Annotated in this window: 16 protein-coding genes; 2 read left to right on the forward strand and 14 right to left on the reverse strand. The window is 72.4% G+C overall.

From position 1 onward, the window contains the following. Nucleotides 1-45: 45 nt before the first annotated feature. From MHY49_RS08420 to MHY49_RS08435, 4 genes are read right to left on the reverse strand one after another with little or no spacing between them, the layout of a single operon-like run. The gene (locus MHY49_RS08420) at nucleotides 46-1767 is read right to left on the reverse strand and encodes an ABC transporter ATP-binding protein (protein WP_239203567.1); all 1722 of its coding nucleotides are present in this window, start codon (nucleotides 1765-1767) and stop codon (nucleotides 46-48) included. Then, the gene (locus MHY49_RS08425; RefSeq protein WP_239203568.1) at nucleotides 1764-2816 is read right to left on the reverse strand and encodes an ABC transporter permease; all 1053 of its coding nucleotides are present in this window, start codon (nucleotides 2814-2816) and stop codon (nucleotides 1764-1766) included. Before MHY49_RS08425 ends, MHY49_RS08420 begins: the two co-directional genes overlap by 4 nt. A 1-nt stretch (nucleotide 2817) precedes the next feature. After that, nucleotides 2818-3942, reverse strand: a complete 1125-nt coding sequence (locus MHY49_RS08430; protein ID WP_370646060.1) for an ABC transporter permease — start codon at nucleotides 3940-3942, stop codon at nucleotides 2818-2820. Beyond that, entirely contained in the window at nucleotides 3939-5579 is a 1641-nt protein-coding gene (locus MHY49_RS08435) for an ABC transporter substrate-binding protein (protein ID WP_239203569.1), read from the reverse strand. The genes MHY49_RS08430 and MHY49_RS08435 overlap by 4 nt, the downstream gene beginning before the upstream one ends. 249 nt (nucleotides 5580-5828) lie before the next feature. On the opposite strand from MHY49_RS08435, the gene pdxH reads away from it, so the two are divergent. Both pdxH and MHY49_RS08445 read left to right on the forward strand, forming a co-directional pair. Continuing rightward, nucleotides 5829-6542: a pyridoxamine 5'-phosphate oxidase gene (pdxH, locus tag MHY49_RS08440; protein WP_239203570.1), complete on the forward strand. Its 714-nt coding sequence runs from the start codon at nucleotides 5829-5831 to the stop codon at nucleotides 6540-6542. Between the two features lie 403 nt (nucleotides 6543-6945). After that, on the forward strand, nucleotides 6946-7185 hold the full coding sequence (locus MHY49_RS08445) for a hypothetical protein (RefSeq protein WP_228357066.1): 240 nt from the start codon (nucleotides 6946-6948) through the stop codon (nucleotides 7183-7185). Between the two features lie 40 nt (nucleotides 7186-7225). Here MHY49_RS08445 and MHY49_RS08450 read toward each other — a convergent pair whose 3' ends face one another. The 10 genes from MHY49_RS08450 to MHY49_RS08495 all read right to left on the reverse strand — a co-directional run. Further along, on the reverse strand, nucleotides 7226-8785 hold the full coding sequence (locus MHY49_RS08450; RefSeq protein ID WP_239203571.1) for an AbgT family transporter: 1560 nt from the start codon (nucleotides 8783-8785) through the stop codon (nucleotides 7226-7228). A gap of 78 nt (nucleotides 8786-8863) precedes the next feature. Then, entirely contained in the window at nucleotides 8864-9655 is a 792-nt protein-coding gene (locus MHY49_RS08455; protein WP_239203572.1) for a creatininase family protein, read from the reverse strand. Next, the gene (locus MHY49_RS08460) at nucleotides 9652-10338 is read right to left on the reverse strand and encodes a FadR/GntR family transcriptional regulator (protein ID WP_239203573.1); all 687 of its coding nucleotides are present in this window, start codon (nucleotides 10336-10338) and stop codon (nucleotides 9652-9654) included. Before MHY49_RS08460 ends, MHY49_RS08455 begins: the two co-directional genes overlap by 4 nt. Nucleotides 10339-10430: 92 nt before the next feature. Continuing rightward, a complete protein-coding gene (locus MHY49_RS08465; RefSeq protein WP_239203574.1) occupies nucleotides 10431-11321 on the reverse strand; it encodes an ABC transporter ATP-binding protein in 891 nt (296 codons plus the stop codon). Further along, nucleotides 11318-12382 (reverse strand): iron chelate uptake ABC transporter family permease subunit, encoded by a 1065-nt coding sequence (locus MHY49_RS08470; RefSeq protein ID WP_239203575.1) that lies wholly within the window; start codon nucleotides 12380-12382, stop codon nucleotides 11318-11320. Before MHY49_RS08470 ends, MHY49_RS08465 begins: the two co-directional genes overlap by 4 nt. Continuing rightward, nucleotides 12379-13443, reverse strand: coding sequence for an iron ABC transporter permease (locus tag MHY49_RS08475; protein ID WP_239203576.1), 1065 nt, complete (start codon nucleotides 13441-13443; stop codon nucleotides 12379-12381). The genes MHY49_RS08470 and MHY49_RS08475 overlap by 4 nt, the downstream gene beginning before the upstream one ends. 2 nt (nucleotides 13444-13445) lie before the next feature. Then, nucleotides 13446-14561 (reverse strand): iron-siderophore ABC transporter substrate-binding protein, encoded by a 1116-nt coding sequence (locus MHY49_RS08480; RefSeq protein ID WP_239203577.1) that lies wholly within the window; start codon nucleotides 14559-14561, stop codon nucleotides 13446-13448. Nucleotides 14562-14797: 236 nt separating this feature from the next. Continuing rightward, nucleotides 14798-15802, reverse strand: a complete 1005-nt coding sequence (gene gap / locus MHY49_RS08485) for a type I glyceraldehyde-3-phosphate dehydrogenase (protein WP_239203578.1) — start codon at nucleotides 15800-15802, stop codon at nucleotides 14798-14800. After that, a complete protein-coding gene (locus tag MHY49_RS08490; protein ID WP_239203579.1) occupies nucleotides 15799-16434 on the reverse strand; it encodes a TetR/AcrR family transcriptional regulator in 636 nt (211 codons plus the stop codon). Before MHY49_RS08490 ends, gap begins: the two co-directional genes overlap by 4 nt. A gap of 108 nt (nucleotides 16435-16542) precedes the next feature. Further along, the coding region (locus tag MHY49_RS08495) for a GH25 family lysozyme (protein ID WP_255719777.1) at nucleotides 16543-17430 on the reverse strand (888 nt) is incomplete at its 5' end.

Consider the following 17430-nt stretch of genomic DNA (forward strand, 5'->3'; position numbering starts at 1 on the left):
CTCGACCTCGGCAGCATCAGCGGCCGAGCGCCGCCGTCGCGCGGGTCAGCGCTCGGTTGCCGGGCCGAACTCCTGGGCGAACGCGATCCGGCGGCGCTCCTGCTCCACCGGATCGGGCACCGGCAGCGAGGCGATGAGGCGCCTCGTGTACGGGTCCTGCGGATCCTGCAGCACGTCCGGGCCGTGCCCCTGCTCCACGAGACGGCCGCGGTAGAGGACGCCGATGCGGTGGGCGAGGGAGTCGACGACGGCGAGGTCGTGGCTGATGAACAGGGCGGCGAATCCCAGCCGCTCCTGCAGCTCGCGGAAGAGCTCGAGCACCGTGGCCTGCACGGACACGTCGAGCGCACTCGTCGGCTCGTCGGCGATGAGCAGCTCGGGATCCAGCACGAGGGCGCGCGCGAGCGAGACGCGCTGTCGTTGCCCGCCCGAGAGCTCGTGCGGGTAGCGGCGGCGGTGCCCGGCGGGCAGCTCGACGGCCTCGAGCAGCTCCCCCACCTTCTGCGAGCGCGCCTGGGCGGACAGGCCGCGCTCGTGCACGGCGAGCGGCTCGGCGATGCACTCCTCGATGGTCAGGTGCGGGTTGAAGGAGGTCGCGGGGTCCTGGAAGACGAAGCCGATGCGGCGCCGCACGGGCTTGAAGGCCCGCTCGCGCAGGCCCAGCATCTCGTGGCCCAGCACCGTGAGACTGCCGCCCGTCGCCTTCTCCAGGCCCGCGATGGTGCGGCCGATGGTGGTCTTGCCCGAGCCGGACTCCCCCACCAGGCCGAAGACCTCGCCGCGGCGGATGGCGAGGTCCACGCCGTCGACCGCGCGGAAGGCGGGTCGTCCCAGTCGGCCGGGATACTCGATGACCAGGTTCTTCGCGGTCACCAGCGGCTCGGCGGACTCGATCGTCTCCTGCTGCTCGCGGGACAGGGCGCTCCAGGCGCTGCGGCGCCCCAGGTGCGGGACGGCCTCGAGCAGGTTCCGCGTGTACTCCTCGCGGGGCTCGGCGAACAGCTCGCGCACGCCCGCCTGCTCGATGACGCGGCCGTGGTGCATGACGGCCACGCGGTCGGCGAGATCGGCGACGACCCCCATGTTGTGGGTGATGACGATGATCGAGGTGCCGAAGCGGTCGCGCACGTCGCGCAGCAGGTCCAGGATCTCGGCCTGCACGGTGACGTCGAGGGCGGTGGTGGGCTCGTCGGCCACGATGAGCTCCGCCTCGAGGGCGAGGGCCATCGCGATCATGATGCGCTGCTTCTGCCCGCCGGAGAACTCGTGCGGGTAGCGGTCGATGCGCTCGGCCGGGTCGGGGATGCCGACGGCCGTGAGCGCCTCGATCGCCTTCGCGCGGATCTGCTTGCGCGTGAGCTTCGGCTGGTGGGCGCGCAGCCCCTCCCCCATCTGCCACCAGATCGGGAACACCGGGTTCAGTGCGCTCGAGGGCTCCTGGAAGACCATCGAGACGTCCTCGCCGCGCAGCGCGCGCAGGCGCGCGCCGCTGAGGCCGACGACGTCGGTGCCGGAGACCAGGACGGCACCGGACTCCTCGGCGGTCTCGGGCAGCAGGCCCAGGATGCTGCGCGCGGTCACGGACTTGCCCGAGCCCGATTCGCCGACGACGGCGAGGATCTCGCCGGGGGCGACCTCGAGGCTGACGCCGTCGACCGCGTGGACCTCCCCGGCGTCGGTCGCGAAGGTGACGTCGAGGTCGCGGATCGCCAGACGCGCCGGAGCGCTCGCGGACCCGCTCGTGCGCTCGTCGAGGATCTCGCTCATGCCATGGCCTCCGTCGAGGTGGTTCCTGCGGGGCCGCCCCGCCGCTTCCGCCGCACGCGCAGGCGCGGGTCGTTGAGGTCGTTGATGGACTCGCCCACGAGGGTCACGCCGAGCACGGCGGCGACGATCGCGAGGCCCGGGAACAGGCCCGTCCACCAGATGCCGGAGGTCGCGTCGGCCATGGCCCGGTTGAGGTCGTAGCCCCACTCGGAGGCGCTCGTCGGCTCGATGCCGAAGCCCAGGAAGCCCAGCGCGGCGAGGGTCAGGATCGCCTCGGAGCTGTTGAGGGTGAAGATCAGGGGCAGGGTGCGGGTGGAGTTGCGCAGCAGGTGGGTGCCCATGATGCGCCGGTGCCCGGTGCCGATGACCTTCGCGGCCTCGACGAAGGGCTCGGCCTTCAGCCGCACCACCTCGGCGCGGATGACCCGGAAGTACTGGGGCACGAACACCACGGTGATCGAGATGGCCGCGGCGAGGATGCCGCCGCCTGCGCTCGACTGGCCGCCGGAGATCACGATCGACATGACGATCGCGAGCAGCAGGGAGGGGAAGGCGTAGATCGCGTCGGCCAGCATCACCAGGATCCGGTCGAGCCAGCCGCCCACGTATCCGGAGATCAGTCCGAGCGCGACCCCGATGAACAGGGACAGCACGACGGCGCAGGCCATCACGGCCACGGCCGTGCGGGTCCCCCAGATGACGCGCGAGAGCACGTCGTAGCCGGCGACGGTGGTGCCCAGCGGATGCGCGCCCGACGGCGGCTGCTGGGTGCCGAAGGAGGCACCGTCGGCCGAGGTCTCGGCGAAGCCGTAGGGCGCGAGCAGCGGTGCGAACAGCGCCGTGAGGAGCAGGCCGAGCACGAGCACGAGGCCCGCGACGAGCATGCCCCTCTGCAGGCCGACGCTTCGGCGCAGATGGCTGATGATCGGCAGGCGCAGGTACCAGCGCTCGCGGGCCGTGGCGGCGACGACGGCGGCCTCGGCGGCGAGCTCGGTGCCCTCCTGGGCGGAGGGGGACTCGCCGGGAGGCTGGGGCGGTGGGATCGTCATCTCAGTACCTCACTCGGGGGTCGATGAGGGCGGCGATCACGTCGACCAGGAAGTTCGAGATCGCGACGATGACCGCGAGCATCATGACGATGCCCTGCACGGCGACGTAGTCGCGGGCGGTCATGTACTCGGCGAGCATGTAGCCCAGGCCCTTCCACTCGAAGGTGGTCTCGGTGAGCACGGCGCCGCCCAGCATCATCGCGATCTGCATGCCCATCACGGTGATGATCGGGATCAGCGCGGGGCGCAGGGCATGGCGCGTGGTCAGGCGCGACTCCCGCACGCCGCGGGAGCGCGCCGAGTCGACGTAGGGCATCTCGAGGGTGCCGATCATGTTCGTGCGCACCAGGCGCAGGAAGATCCCGCCGGTGAGCAGGCCCAGCGCGATCGCGGGGAGGATCGCGTGGCTGATGACGTCCCAGAGCAGCGAGACGTCCCCCAGGCGGATCGCGTCCAGCAGGTAGAACGGGGTGGGGTTCAGGATCTTCCCCATCGTCAGCTCGCCCCGGCTGGAGATGCGCCCGGCGACCGGGAGCCAGCCCAGCCCCACGGAGAACACGAGCTTGAGCAGCAGGCCCACGAAGAACACCGGGGTCGCGTACCCGAGGATCGCGAGGACGCGCAGGGCGAGGTCGCCCCAGCGGTCGCGGGCGCGGGCCGCGAGCATGCCGAGCGGCACCCCGATCACGAGCGCCACGACCACCGCGTAGATGACGAGCTCCGCGGTCGCCCCGCCGTACTCCGTGAGGATCTTCGCCACGGGTGTGCGGTCGGTGTAGGTGGTGCCGAAGTCGCCGCGGACCACGCCCCACAGGTAGTCGAGGTACTGGATGATCAGCGGCCGGTCGTAGCCGGCCTCGGCGCGGCGCTGGGCGAGCTGGTCAGGGGTCAGGCGCCCGCCGAGCGCCGCGGTGATCGGGTCGCCGGTGATCCGCATGAGGAAGAAGACGACCGTCATCAGGATCAGCACGGTGGGGATGATCAGCAGGAAGCGCGTGAGGATGTAGCGGCCCAGTCCCCCGCCGCCGCGCCGGCCGCGGCCGGCGGTCGCGGAGGGGGCCGACGGGCCGGCTCCCCCCGCGGCGGCCGGTCCGTCGGTGGCGCTGCGCGTGAGGTCCGCGGTCACGGGGCGAGCGGCGCGAGGCGGAGCTTGAAGGACGAGTCGAGGGTGACGCCCTGCAGGTCCTTCGTGGACACGGCGATCTGGGCGCCCTGCAGCAGCGGAAGCGTCGAGATGTCCGTGGCCACCTTGTCCTGGATCTCGACGAAGAGCTTCTCGCGCTCGGCGGCGTCCTGGGTGCCGCGCTGCTGCTCGATGAGCTTCTGCACCTCGGAGTTGTCGTAATGGTTGGCCAGGAAGTTGTCCTTGATGAAGAACGGCGAGAGGTAGTTGTCGGCGTCCGAGTAGTCGGGGAACCAGCCCAGCTGGTACGCCGGGTAGACGTCGGCCACACGGTCCTTGGAGTACTGGACCCACTCGGTGGACTGCAGGTCCACGGCGAACAGGCCGTCGGCCTCGAGCTGGGACTTCACGGCCGCGTACTCATCGCCCGAGGAGCTGCCGTAGTGGTCGGGGTTGTACTGCAGGCTGAGCTTCACGGGGGTCTCGACGCCGGCGTCGGACAGGCGCTTCTTCGCCTTGGCCGCGTCGGGCTTGCCCGAGCCGTCGCCGTACATGGTCTTGAACTGGTCGCCCGCGCCCGGAAGACCCTCGGGGATGTACGAGTACAGCGGGGTGTACGTGTCCTTGTAGACCGAGGTCGCGATGGCCTGGCGGTCGATGAGGTCCGCGGCGGCCTGCCGCACGGCCTGGGCCTTCTTCGCGTCGGCGTCCTTCGTCTTCGCACCGTAGGGCATGGTGTCGAAGTTGAAGACGATGTAGCGGATCTCGCCGCCGGGGCCGTCGTGCACCGCGACCTTCGAATCCTTCTTGAGGTCCTCGATGTCCGTCGCCGAGAGCGAGCGGAACACGCAGTCGACGTTGCCCTGCTGGATGTCGAGCTTCATGTTGTTCTGGTCGGCGTAGTACTTCAGCGACACGTCCGAGGTCTTCGGCTTCCCGTAGATCCCCTTGTAGTCGTCGAAGGCCTGGAAGGCGACCAGCTCGTTGAGCTTCCAGCTGGCGATCTGGTAGGCGCCGCTGAAGGCCTTGCCCTTGACGATCTCGTCGTCCGCGAGGACCTTGTCGGCCGGGAAGACGTCCTTGTCGACGATCGGGCCGGCGGGGCTGGTGAGCACGTAGGGGAAGGTCTGGTCGTTGGGCTCCTTGAGGTGGAACTCGACGGTGAGGTCGTCCTTGGCCTCGACCGCATCGAGGTTCGCGAGCAGGCTCGAGGGTCCGTTGGGGTCCGCGATCGCGAGCTGGCGGTCGAAGGTGTGCTTCACGTCCTCGCTGGTCAGCTCGTTGCCGTTGGCGAAGGTGAGGCCCTCCTGGAGCTTCACGGTGAACACGGTGTCCGAGGTGAACTCGGCGGACTCGGCGAGGTCCGGCTCGGGCTTGCCGTCCTTCGAGCCGATCTTCGTGTTCAGCAGGTAGCCGTAGACCTGGGTCCACACCGTCGAGGAGCCGTTGTCGTACGCCGCGGCCGGGTCGAGCGCGGTCACCTTGTCGGTGGTGCCGACGGTGAGCGAGTCCGACGAGTCCCCGCCACCGCCGTCGCCTCCGTCGTCGCTGGTCTGGGCGCAGGCGGTCAGCAGCACCGGGACGCCGGCGAGACCGAGCAGCACGGTGCGGCGGCGAGGAGTGAGAGCTGCGTCGAACATGGGGATCCTCCGATGGGGGGTGACGGGGGCGGGGCGGGCGCTGGGCGCGAATGTGACCTGTGCCCCACGGCGCATGGTGGACGGAAACCTAGCACCCGGTGCGCGCGAGGGTCGCGTCCTGTGGACGAAGGGTCGATCCCGTGGCCGAATCGTGACGTGGGACAGCGGCGCCGTCATGATGCAGCACGGGCGTCGCCGCGCGCGGCGGACCGTGTTGCGCGCGGCGACCCGCAGGCGTACTCATGGGGCATGAGCGACTCGCACCCCGTCCCGGATCTCGCGGACGACCGCAACGACTACCTCGGCGGCTCCCTGGCCGACGCCGCCCCCGCGGACCCGATGGGGCTGTTCGACGTCTGGATGCAGGAGGCGTTCACGCGCCGCGAGGAGCGCGGCGACCTGCCGGATCCCACGGCGCTCGTGCTCTCCACCGTCGACCGCACCGAGGACGGGGACCCCCGCCCGCGCTCGCGCACCGTGCTGCTGAAGGCGCACGACGCCGCGGGATTCGTGGTCTATACGAACAAGGACTCCGCGAAGGGCGAGCAGATCGCCGCCGACCCGTGGGCGACCATGCTATTCCCCTGGTACCCGCTGCAGCGGCAGGTGCGGGTCGACGGGCGCATCGAGGACGTGGCCGACGCCGAGTCCGACGCCTACTGGGCGCGTCGACCGCGCGCCTCCCAGCTGGGCGCCTGGGCATCCCACCAGTCCCGGGAGATCGACACGCGGGAGGAGCTCGACGCGCAGTACGCCGAGGTCGAGGCCCGCTTCTCCGACGAGGAGCAGGTCCCCCGCCCTCCGCACTGGGGCGGGTACCGCCTCGTCCCCGACCGCATCGAGTTCTGGCAGGGCCGCGGCGGCCGTATGCACGATCGCATCGTCTACCGGCGGGCCGACGGGTCCGGAGCGACCGACGGTCCGACCGATGGGGCTTGGGAGCGGGTGCGCCTGCAGCCCTGACCGCCTGGGGGCGTCCCGCGGGACCGGTTCGACGGGGCCCCGGGGCCCCGGGACTCCGGGCCCCGGCGCTCACGCTCCGGTATGGCGCGCTCCTCCCCGGGATCCGCCCGCAGTCCGAGCCGCAGGCGACCGCGGAGCGATGCGGCGCGCGTCCGCACGGCGCGAGCCTTGAGGCATGTTCTTCGACGACCTGCTCCGCCGCCTCCGCCACCACTCCGACCCCTCCCCCGACGGCCACGCTCCCCGCCCCGCGACCAGCGGGACCTCCCGCACCGGTCGCCCCGATCGCCCCGGTCCCACCAGTCGCACCGGCCGGCCCGCCGCACGGCACCGCGTGTCGTCCACAGGGACGGCACAGCCCGATCACGGGGAGGACGCGGGCCGGGCGCGGGAGGGTCGGGGCATGAGCACGCACCTGATCACCTACCGTCCGCTCGACGCCGCCCTCGGGGAGCCCGGCGCCCTCGACGAGCTGCGCCGGATCCGCGCCGAGCGCAGCGCGGAGGATCGGCGGCGTCAGCGCCTGGCCGCGGCCGCCCTGCGCCACGAGCTCGCCGCCCGCGCGCAGCACCGCTCCGACCGCCGGCGCGCCGCCGGCCGTCACCGGGCGGCCGGTCGCCCCCACCTGCTGCTCTCGGCCTGAGCACGGGCGGGGACGGACTCGGGTCCGGATCGCGCGGTCGTCAGCGCACGGGGGCGCCCGGACCGAGCGGGATCCCCAGCAGCCACCAGGCGAAGAACAGGACGGTCCACGCGAGCGTCATGCACACGGCGAGGGGCAGCGTGAAGGCCGCGAGCGTGCCGATGCCCGCCTTCTTCCGGTACTGCTGGAGGAACCCGAGGGCGAGGACGAAGTAGGGGCTCATCGGCGTGATCGCCGTGGAGCCGGAGTCGGCGATGCGGAACAGCGCCTGCGTGGTCTCGGCCGGGACGTCCACGAGCATCAGCATCGGCACGAGCACCGGAGCTGCGATCGACCACATGGCCGAACCCGAGGTGACCAGGACGTTCACCACCGACAGCAGGGCCAGGACCATGAGGAACACGAGCGGCAGCGGCACGCCCGTGGTCTTGAGGACCTGCGCGGACTCGACGGCGATGACGTCGCCGATGTGGGTCCAGTCGAAGTAGGCCAGGAACTGCGCGATGGAGAAGAACAGCACGAGCACGGGCGCGATCTGCTTGACGCCGCGCGCCATCAGCGCGGGGACGTCGGCCGCCGAGGTGACGGTCCCCGCGAGGACGCCGAAGACGATGCCCGCGAGGGCGAAGGCGAAGCCGACGAGGACCGCGACGCCGTTGAGGAACGGGGAGTCGTCCAGGGTGCCGTCCTCGCCGCGGAGCGGGGACGACGCGGGCACCACCGCGATCGCCACGAGGACCGCGACGACCACGAGGGCGATGATCGCCCACAGCATCGCGCGGCGCTCGCGGGCGGAGATCTCGAGGGACGCCTCGTCGACCTCGGCGTCCTCATCGGCCTCGAGGTCGGGGCGCTTGGCCAGCAGCGTGTTGGTCACCAGGGTGATCACGACGGCCAGCAGCAGCGACGAGGCGATGTTGAAGAACCAGTTGCTGAGCGGGGAGACGTACGCGTCGGGGTCGATGATCCGCGCCGCAGCGGTCGTGATGCCCGCGAAGATCGTGTCGTTCGGGGTGGGGATCGGGCTCGCGTCGTAGCCCGAGGCGATCGAGGTGTACGCGACCACGATCCCGAGGATCGGGGAACGGCCGACGGCGCGGAAGGCGACGCCTCCCAGGGGCACGAGGATCGCGTAGGCGGCGGCGCTCGCGACGTGGGACATGGTGCCGGCGAAGGCGACCGCGAAGACGACAAGCCACGACGGCACGCGCGAGACGCTCACGCGCATGAGCCCGGAGAGGAAGCCCGTGTGCTCGGCGACCGCGACGCCCATGATCACCACGACGATCGTGCCCATCGGGCCGAAGGACGTGAAGTTGTCGATCGCGGTGGACATCGCCATCGCGAGGCCGTCGCCGCTGAGCAGGTTCTCGACGACCACCTTCTTGTCGTCGGCCGGGCTGATCACGGAGACGCCGAGGGCCGACATGACGGCGCTCGCGATCCCGAGGATCCCGGCGAGGATCCAGAACAGCCAGAACGGGTGCGGCAGCGCGTTGCCGACGCGCTCGACGACGCCGAGCACCCGCAGCGTGCGCGGGAGCCGGGTGTCGGCATCGGTGGTGCTCGTGGGTGCGGGAGGGGCGGACGGTGAGCTCATGGGATCGACCTCGCTTCGTCGGGGGGTCAGCTCGTGATGGGTGGTGCTGCACGGCGCGCATCCTCGCGCGCCGACTGCTCAGAGGCGGGACCAGTGCTCCACGAACGCGTCCAGGCGCTCGATGATCCGTGCGAGGATCCGCTCGCCGAGCTCTGCGGTCGCGCGCCGCGGATCGCCGAGCACGCCGTTGGGGCTGAGCTGGTCGTAGGGGCGGGTGAGGGTGGGCTGGGAGAACGAGCGCGCGAGCGCGCTCGTGGGGTCGAGGTCGGCCATCGTGGTGACGCCGGCCTCGAGGAGGTCTTCGCGCACGAGATCGGGGGCGACGTGCAGCATCTGGGAGGTCTCCGCCTCGCCGCAGTGCCCGTGGATCTCGCTCACGCCGGCCTCGCGGACCACGTCACCCGCGAGGGACGTCAGGGGCGACCAGGCGAACTCGAGGTCGCGATCCACGGCGAGCAGATCCTGGGCGACCGTGGTGAGCGCCGCGTTGTTCCCCCCGTGGCCGGTGATCACGAGGATCTTCCGCCACCCCTGCCGGCGCAGGCCGAGGGCGATCTCGCGCACCAGGGCCGTGAAGGTGCTCGTGGTCAGGGTGAGGGTCCCCGCCATAGCGAGGTGGTGCGGGGAGACGCCCACGGGGATGACGGGGCCGATCACGACGTCGCCGGGGCGTCGGCGCGCCAGGTCCTCGCAGACGGCTTCGGCGCGGATCGTGTCGGTGCCCAGCGGCATCGCGGGTCCGTGCTGCTCGAGCGCGCCGGCGGGGACGAGGACGATGTCCCCGGCCTCGGCGCTCCGCCGCGCCTCCTGCGAGGTCATCTCGGCGAGCCGGCGGGCCCGGGTCGGTGCGGCGCTCCGGGGCTGGTTCATGACTGCTCCTCCAGGTGGGCGGTGGCGTCGATCGCGTCGCGGATGTGCTCCAGGTGGTCGCTGGTGAGGCTCGCGGCGGCGTGCGCGTCGCCCTCGCGGACCGCCCGCAGGATCTCGAGGTGCTCGGCGTGGTCCCGTGCGCGGTCGTCGTAGCTGAAGCGGATCTCGACCTGCTCCTGGGAACGGCGCTCGAGCAGGGCGTCGATGGTCTGCACGAGCAGGGCGTTGCCCGTGCACCCCGCGAGCGCCACGTGGAAGTGCTGCTCGGGGCGTCCGGCGGGATCCGGATCGTGCAGCGCGTTCTGCGCCGCGCGCTCCAGGGCGTCGAGGGTCTGCGGCGAGCGGGCACGGGCGGCCTCGGCCGCGATCCCCGGCTCGATCGCCAGGCGCGCAGCAGCGAGCTCGCGCACGGACTCCCGCGTGATCGGGGGGCGATGGGGGTTCACGATGAGCGCGCGCTCGATGCCGGTGCCCACGTAGACGCCCGAGCCGTGGCGCAGCTCGACGACCTTCGACGCCTCGAGACGGCGGAGCGCCTCGCGCAGGGTGGGGACGGTGACCTCGAGGCTCTCGGCGAGCCGACGCGTCGCCGGCATGACGTCGCCGGGGCCGAGCCGCTCGCTGCGGATGCGATCGACGATCTCCTGGGCGAGCTGCTCCGAGAGCGAGAGACGAGGGGTCATGAAGTGACTAGATCACTTGATCGGTCTGTGGGTCAAGTCTCATCGCCCCCGGCAACGGGCCCCGGGGGGACGAGGAGTCGCGGTCCCGGACGTCAGGAACTGCGCGCGCGGTCTGCCCTGCGGCGCGGCACCACCATCGGCGTGCCGCTCTGCGGGTCCGCCGCCACCTGGGCGTCGAGGCCGAAGACGTCGGCGAGCAGCTGCTCGTCGAGCACGTCGGCCGGGGCCCCCTGGACCACGAGCCGGCCCTCGTGGAGGACGACGAGCTCGTCGGCGTAGCGGGCGGCCTGGTTCAGGTCGTGGAGGACGGCGAGGACGGTGCGGCCGCTCGCGCGCATGTCCTGGCACAGGTGGAGGACCTCGATCTGATGCGCCACGTCGAGGAAGCTCGTGGGCTCGTCGAGCAGCACATGGGCCGTCTGCTGGGCGAGCACGAGCGCGATCCACACGCGCTGGCGCTGCCCGCCGGAGAGGTCCGTGACCTGCACGTCCGCGAGCTCGGCCACGCCGGTGGCGGCCATCGCGGCGTCCACGGCCTCGGCATCGCCCGGGAGTCGTCGGCGCAGCGCGGAGCGGTAGGGGTGGCGCCCGCGGTCCACGAGGCCGCGCACGGTGATGCCGTCGGGCACGACGGGCTCCTGTGGGAGCATCGCCAGGCGCCTCGCGACCGCCCGGGAGCGCTGGGCGTCCAGTGGCTCCCCGTCCAGGAGGATCCGTCCGGAGCGCACGGGCAGCGTCCGCGCCATGGCTTTCAGCATCGTGGACTTGCCGCAGCCGTTCGGGCCGATCACCGCGGTGAAGCGGCCCGCGGGCACCTCGAGGTCAAGGTCGGAGAGGACCACCTTCTCCCCGTAGCCGACGCTCACGCCCTTGAGGGAGACAGCCGGGGCGTCCGTCGGGCCGGGCGCCGGGGCGGGGGTCGGGCCGGGCGCCGTCGACGCGGCGCGCCCCTCGGCCCCGACGGACTCGGATCCGATGCTCATGCGCTGTTCCTCCTCCAGGTGCCGATCAGCAGGATGCCCAGGTAGACGCCGCCGAACCCGGCGGTGATCACACCCACGGGAAGCCCGTCGAGCAGGGGCACGGCCTGCACGGCGAGGTCGGACACCAGCAGGATCACGGCACCCACGAGTGCGGAGACCAGCAGGTGGGGGCCGGGCAGGCGCAGGGTGCTGCGGGCGATGTGCGGCGCGGCGAGCGCGACGAAGGCGATGGGCCCGGCGACCGCGACAGCCCCCGCGCACAGCAGCACCGACAGGATGATCGCGCTCGTGCGGGTGCGCACGGCGCCGGCGCCGAGGGCGTCGGCCATCTCGTCGCCCATGTCCATGACGGTGAGGTCGTGGCGCAGCAGGCCGGCGAGCGGCGCGCACACCAGCAGGACGATGCCGATCATCGCCGCGTGCTGCATGCTGCGGGAGTTCAGGGAGCCCACGAGCTGCCCGGCGAGCTGGGAGCCGGCATCGCGCAGGACCACGGCCACCACGTACTGGGTGAGGGCGAGCGCCATCGCGGCCACGCCGATCCCGGCGATGATCAGCCGCGAGGGCGAGGCGAAGCCGCGTCCGGTCGCCGCGTGCACGAGGCCGATCGCGATCGCGGAGCCGGCGAGAGCGCCCATCCAGGTGGGGGCGGGCCCGTCGGAGACGAGGGAGACCAGGGCGATGCCGGCGCCCGCGCCCGCGCCCAACCCGATCACGTCGGGGCTCCCCAGCGGGTTGCGGGTGACGGTCTGGAAGAGGGTGCCGGCCAGGCCGAGCGCGGCTCCGGCGCCCGCGCCGACGAGCACGCGCGGCCCGCGCATGCGGGTCAGGATGATCTCGGCGCGGCGGTCGCCGCCGCCCTCGAGCACCTTCAGGACGTCCGACGGGCCCACCCCGAGGTCGCCGCGGGCGAGGGTGACGGCGCCGGCCGCGACGGCGATCGCGGCCAGGACGAGAGCGAGCAGCGCGGTGCGCAGCGCCGGCGGGAGCGGAGCCCTGGACGGACGGGTGCCCGAGCGGCGGGCGGCGCGTTCGGCGGGCGGCGCGGAGACGGTGCTCATCGGTCCGTCACCGCCCCGCGGCGCACGGCCAGCAGCAGGAACGGGGCGCCCACGAAGGCGGTGACGACGCCGACCATGAGCTCTTCGGGTCGGATGAGGACGCGCGCGAGGACGTCGGAGACGACCAGCAGCGCGGCTCCGAGCAGCAGGTTGAGCGGAAGCTGCCAGCGATGGTCTGCCCCGACGAGACCGCGCACGAGGTGCGGGACGGCGAGGCCGACGAAGGCGATGGGGCCCGCGGCGGCGGTCGCCCCGGCGGCCAGCAGTCCGGCGGCGATGATCCCGGCTCCGCGCACGAGGCGCACCGGGGAGCCGAGCGAGATCGCGACGTCGTCGCCGAGGGCGAGGGTGTTCAGGGCCGGGGCGACGAGGATCGCGACGACCAGCCCCGTGAGCATCACCGGGGCGACCGTCGCGAGGGTGCCGAGGTCGGCGCCGGCGAGCGAGCCGACGACCCAGTAGCGGTAGGAGTCGAAGACGGCGGGCATGCGCAGGATGATTCCCTGCACGATGGCGCCCAGCACAGCGCTCACCACGGCGCCGGCGAGCACGAGCGGGACCACGGAGGAGGTGCCCGCGGGGCGCGAGACGAGGTGGACGACGAGCACGGCGAGCAGGGCCCCGGGGATCGCGGCGAGCGCCGCGACCTGCGTGCTGACCGTCCCGAGGACGGCGGTGATCAGCACGATCGCGAAGGAGGCGCCGGAGGTGACGCCCAGCAGCCCCGGCTCGCCGAGGGGGTTGCGGGTGAGGGCCTGGATGAGCTGGCCGGAGAGCGCGAGCGCCGCGCCCACGGCGAGTCCGACGAGGGTGCGCACGGTGCGGCCGTGCACGATGAGCTCCATCCGCTCCTCGCCGCGCCCCAGCAGGGCGGCGCGCAGCTGACCGGGGTCGTCGGCCCGGGTGCCGAGGCACACGCTGGCCAGGCACACCGCGAGCACGAGCAGCACGGCGAGCCCGATGGCGGCGAGCGGCGGGATCCGGCGCCTGCCGCCGAGGAGCACCCGCCCCGCGCCGGCGGCGGGGCGGGTGCTCGGATCGGACGAGACCGCGGTGCTCACGTTCAGACCTTCGCGACGGCCTTCTCGATCAGGGGGACGTAGCGCTCGAGCGCCCAGGGGACGGTGAGCGGGTTGATCATCGAGGAGCCCGTGACGAAGGCCTGGTCGGTGGGGGCGACGATCGCGCCCGCCTTGATCGCGGGGATGTCCGCGTACAGCGGCTGCGCCTCGACCTCCTTGCGGTTCTTCTCGTCGGAGTAGAACGTGAAGATGAGGTCGGAGTCGTCGAGCATGTCGGCGTTCTCGAGGCCGATCATGGCGGAGTCCGTGCCCTCGACCTCGTACTTCGAGATCTCGTCCTTGATGGGATCCACGGTGAGGCCCAGCGCGCTGACCATGGCGACGCGCTGCTCGTCGGGGTAGAACACGCCCAGCGTGCCCTTGCCGGAGTTGTAGATGAAGGAGAACGTGACGTCCTCCCATTCCTTCTGCCGGCGGGAGGCGAACTCGTCCTTGATGCCCGCGATGAGCTCGTCGGCCTTCGAGGGCAGGCCGAGGGCCGTGGAGATCGTGGTGATCTGCTGCTCCCAGGTGATCACCCACGCCTCCTTCTCGTAGGCGACGGTGGGGGCGATGTCCTTGAGGACGTCGTACTGCTCCTTGGTGATCCCGGACCAGGGGGCGAGGATCAGATCGGGGGTGAGCGCGAGGATCGCCTCGGTGTCGAGCTCGGTGGAGCCCGTGATGAGCTCCGGCAGCTCGCCCTTCCTCTCGTCGATGGCCTCGTGCACCCACGGCAGCTGGCCGGAGTCGTCGGCGCCCCAGGCGTAGTCCTCGACGCCCACGGGGATGGTGCCCAGCGCGATGCAGGTCTCGGTGGATCCCTGGCCCAGGGTGACGATGCGCTGGGGCTTCTCGGGGATCTCGGCGGTGCCGAGCGCGTGCTCGATGGTGACGGGGAAGGCGCCGTCCTCGGAGTCGCCGCCGGCATCGGAGGAGGTCTCGTCCGCGGAGGAGGCTCCGCCGCAGGCGGCGAGCGCGAGGCCGATGGGAGCCGCGGCGGCTCCGGCGAGGAGCGAGCGGCGGCTGGGACGACGGGCGGGCTCGGGCCGACGGGCCCCGTCGGCGGACAGGGGCCGGGGCGCGAGGGGGCTGCGAGGGAGGGATCGGCGGGTCATGGCGGTGCGGTCTCCGTTCCTGGTGACTGGGGATGGAGCCGGGCCGCGCATCCGGTGGGGCGTCCGCATGCGGGAGGGTCGACGGCGCCGTCTGCGGTGACCGCCGACGGCAGGTGAGGGTCGGCTTCTCCGAGGCTTCGGCGACCCTCACCCTAGAGGGTGGGCGAGGGCCGCCACCATGCCGCCGAGCACGGATGCGGGATGGGTCACACCAGGTCAGGGCGCGCGCAGGCGGGTCAGCCCCGCTCTCCCCCGATCCTCTCGGAGAGCTCGACGAGCCGGTTCGAGAACCCCCACTCGTTGTCGTACCAGGCGAGGACCTTGACCTGGTCGCCCACGGCCTGCGTGAGCGGAGCGTCGAAGACGGCGGAGCGGGGGTCGCCGACGATGTCCGCCGAGACGATCGGCGCCTCCGAGTAGGCGAGGTACCGGGAGAGCCCGGGGCTCTCGGCGGCGGCGCGGAACGCCTCGTTCACCTCGTCGGCGCTCGCGGGCCGCTCGAGCTTCGCGGTGAGGTCGATGATGGAGCCGACGGGCACGGGCACGCGCAGCGAGGCCGCCGTGAGGCGCCCGTCGAGCCGCGGGATGATCCGGCCGATGGTCCTGCCCGCGCCGGAGGAGGTGGGGATCGTGGAGAGGGCGGCGGCGCGCGCCCGCCGCAGGTCGGAGTGCGGCGCGTCCTGCAGGCGCTGGTCGCTCGTGTACGCGTGGACGGTGGTCATGAGCCCGGACTCGACGCCGAAGGCGTCGTCGAGGACCTTCACCAGGGGCGCGAGGCAGTTGGTCGTGCAGGACCCGTTCGAGAACACGTCGCCCGTGAAGTCCACGTCCGCGTCGTTGACGCCGAGCACGAGCGCGGGCACGTCGCCGTCGGCGGGGGCGGAGATGATCACCTTCCGCGCACCGGCCACGAGGTGCTCGCGGGCGGAGGCCGCATCGGTGAAGCGGCCCGTGGACTCGATGACGACGTCCACGCCGTGCTCGCCCCAGGGGATGCTCCCGGGCTCGCGCTCGGAGCTGACGGGGATGCGCCGTCCGTCCAGCACGATCGCTCCGTCCTCGGCCGCGACGCCGTCGAGACGGCCGTTCAGCGAGTCCCACTCCAGGAGGGTCGCGAGCGTCGCCGCGTCGGCGATGTCGTTGACGGCGACGACCTCCACGTCCGCCGCGGAGGCGAGCGCCGCCCGCAGGTAGGTGCGGCCGATGCGGCCGAATCCGTTGATCCCGATGCGCACGGTCATGACCGGCCTTCTTCCTGATCTCCCCGTTCCCGGGGCGCCCGGGTTCCCCGGGCGGAGGGGTCCACGGACGCGCTGGTCGCGTCCAGGAGTGACACGGCGCCGCGGATCGCGGCGTCCATGGGGGCCTGATCGCCCTCGGCGCGGGCGAGCACGTAGCCGCCCTGGATGATGGCCGAGAGCGTGCGGGCGAGGTCCGCGGGGACGACGGTCCCGGGCAGCTCGCCGGCGGCGACGGCGGCGGCGATCGCGTCCTCCCAGCGCCCGAGCATGGTCGCGAAGGCGCCCTGGACGATGCGCGCGAGGTCGGGATCGGTGACCGACTGCGGGTCCTGGGTCATCCGACCGATGCGGCAGCCGCGCGTGCCGGGTCGGGGAAGGCGGAGGTAGGCCTTCATACGCTCGAGCGGTGTGCCCGCCTCGACGTCCTCGAGCACCGAGGCCTCGTCGGCCATGGTGCCGGAGACGGCGGAGAGGGAGGCGACGGCGAGATCGTGCTTGCCGGTGAAGTGGTGGTACATGCTCCCCTGGCCGACGCCGGCCCTGGACATCACGTCGCGCGGGCTGGTGGCGGCGTAGCCGCGCTCCCACAGCAGCTCGGACATGGCATCGGTCAGCTTCTCTCGCGCTCCCATGCCAGGAGTGTAACAACTAGTATGTACAGAACGCGAGCATTGCTCTTCGAGCAGGTCAACCGCGGATCAGGGACGACCTGCCGACCTGCGGATCCGCTGGCCTGCGGATCAGCCGTCGTCGTTCATCGAGGACGACGCGCGGAGCACCTCGGTGCGCAGCACGTCGATGTCCACATCGCCCTTCACCCCCGCGACCGAGCCGTCGAAGCGGGTCTGCCACAGCGCCCAGTCGCCCTGGACAGGCCGGGAGCCGTCGTTGTACAGCCAGTCGGGCCGGTCCTCGGTGGCGTCGAGTCCGTAGTGGTCGCGCCATTCGCGCGAGGAGTAGAGCACCACGCGGCGACCCCAGGCCTTCTCCACGGCGTCGATGAACGCGGCGACCTCCTCCTTCGCCTGCTTCGCCTCGGGGCGCTTCTCGCAGGCACCGTCGAACTCGAGGTCCAGGGCGGGCGGCAGGGCGTCGTCGCTCGGCGGCACGGCCGCGAGGAACGCCTTCGCCTGGTCCGCGCCGGACGAGCACAGGGTGAAGTAGTGGTAGGCGCCGGGGGTCACGCCGGCCCCGCGCGCGCCGCGCCAGTTCGCGTTCAGCTGCGGGTCGGTGAAGCCGGTGCCCTCGGTGGCCTTGATGTACGCGAAGGAGATGCCGTCGCCTCGGACGTTCGTCCAGTCGATCTCGCCCTGGTGGGCGGAGACGTCGATGCCGAGGGCCTCCTCGCCGCCGAGGCTCGCGTCCTTCGGCAGCTGGGAGAGCGCCGGGGCGTCGGCCGGGGTGGCGGGGACGCTCATCGCGGAGTCGTCGGCCCCGCCGCCGAGCGCGGCCCCTCCCCCGCCGCCGTGGCGGCCCAGAATCGCGCTGCACGAGATCACGACCAGCAGGATCACGAGCGCGAGGCATCCACCGGCGACGATCTGGCGGCGTCGCACCTGCTCACGGGTGAACTTCCGGCGGGGCCGGGGGCGCGGGCGCACGGCGTCGCCGGGTCGTGGGGCTGTCTC

The sequence above is a fragment of the Brachybacterium sp. ACRRE genome (assembly GCF_022346485.1).
Taxonomy (GTDB): domain Bacteria; phylum Actinomycetota; class Actinomycetes; order Actinomycetales; family Dermabacteraceae; genus Brachybacterium; species Brachybacterium halotolerans.

Coding starts and splice junctions, on each gene's coding strand:
- MHY49_RS08420 (WP_239203567.1), bottom strand. CDS start 1,767: ATGAGCGAGATCCTCGACGAGCGCACGAGCGGGTCCGCGAGCGCTCCG.
- MHY49_RS08425 (WP_239203568.1), bottom strand. CDS start 2,816: ATGACGATCCCACCGCCCCAGCCTCCCGGCGAGTCCCCCTCCGCCCAG.
- MHY49_RS08435 (WP_239203569.1), bottom strand. CDS start 5,579: ATGTTCGACGCAGCTCTCACTCCTCGCCGCCGCACCGTGCTGCTCGGT.
- pdxH (WP_239203570.1), top strand. CDS start 5,829: ATGAGCGACTCGCACCCCGTCCCGGATCTCGCGGACGACCGCAACGAC.
- MHY49_RS08445 (WP_228357066.1), top strand. CDS start 6,946: ATGAGCACGCACCTGATCACCTACCGTCCGCTCGACGCCGCCCTCGGG.
- MHY49_RS08450 (WP_239203571.1), bottom strand. CDS start 8,785: ATGAGCTCACCGTCCGCCCCTCCCGCACCCACGAGCACCACCGATGCC.
- MHY49_RS08455 (WP_239203572.1), bottom strand. CDS start 9,655: ATGAACCAGCCCCGGAGCGCCGCACCGACCCGGGCCCGCCGGCTCGCC.
- MHY49_RS08460 (WP_239203573.1), bottom strand. CDS start 10,338: ATGACCCCTCGTCTCTCGCTCTCGGAGCAGCTCGCCCAGGAGATCGTC.
- MHY49_RS08465 (WP_239203574.1), bottom strand. CDS start 11,321: ATGAGCATCGGATCCGAGTCCGTCGGGGCCGAGGGGCGCGCCGCGTCG.
- MHY49_RS08470 (WP_239203575.1), bottom strand. CDS start 12,382: ATGAGCACCGTCTCCGCGCCGCCCGCCGAACGCGCCGCCCGCCGCTCG.
- MHY49_RS08480 (WP_239203577.1), bottom strand. CDS start 14,561: ATGACCCGCCGATCCCTCCCTCGCAGCCCCCTCGCGCCCCGGCCCCTG.
- gap (WP_239203578.1), bottom strand. CDS start 15,802: ATGACCGTGCGCATCGGGATCAACGGATTCGGCCGCATCGGCCGCACC.
- MHY49_RS08490 (WP_239203579.1), bottom strand. CDS start 16,434: ATGGGAGCGCGAGAGAAGCTGACCGATGCCATGTCCGAGCTGCTGTGG.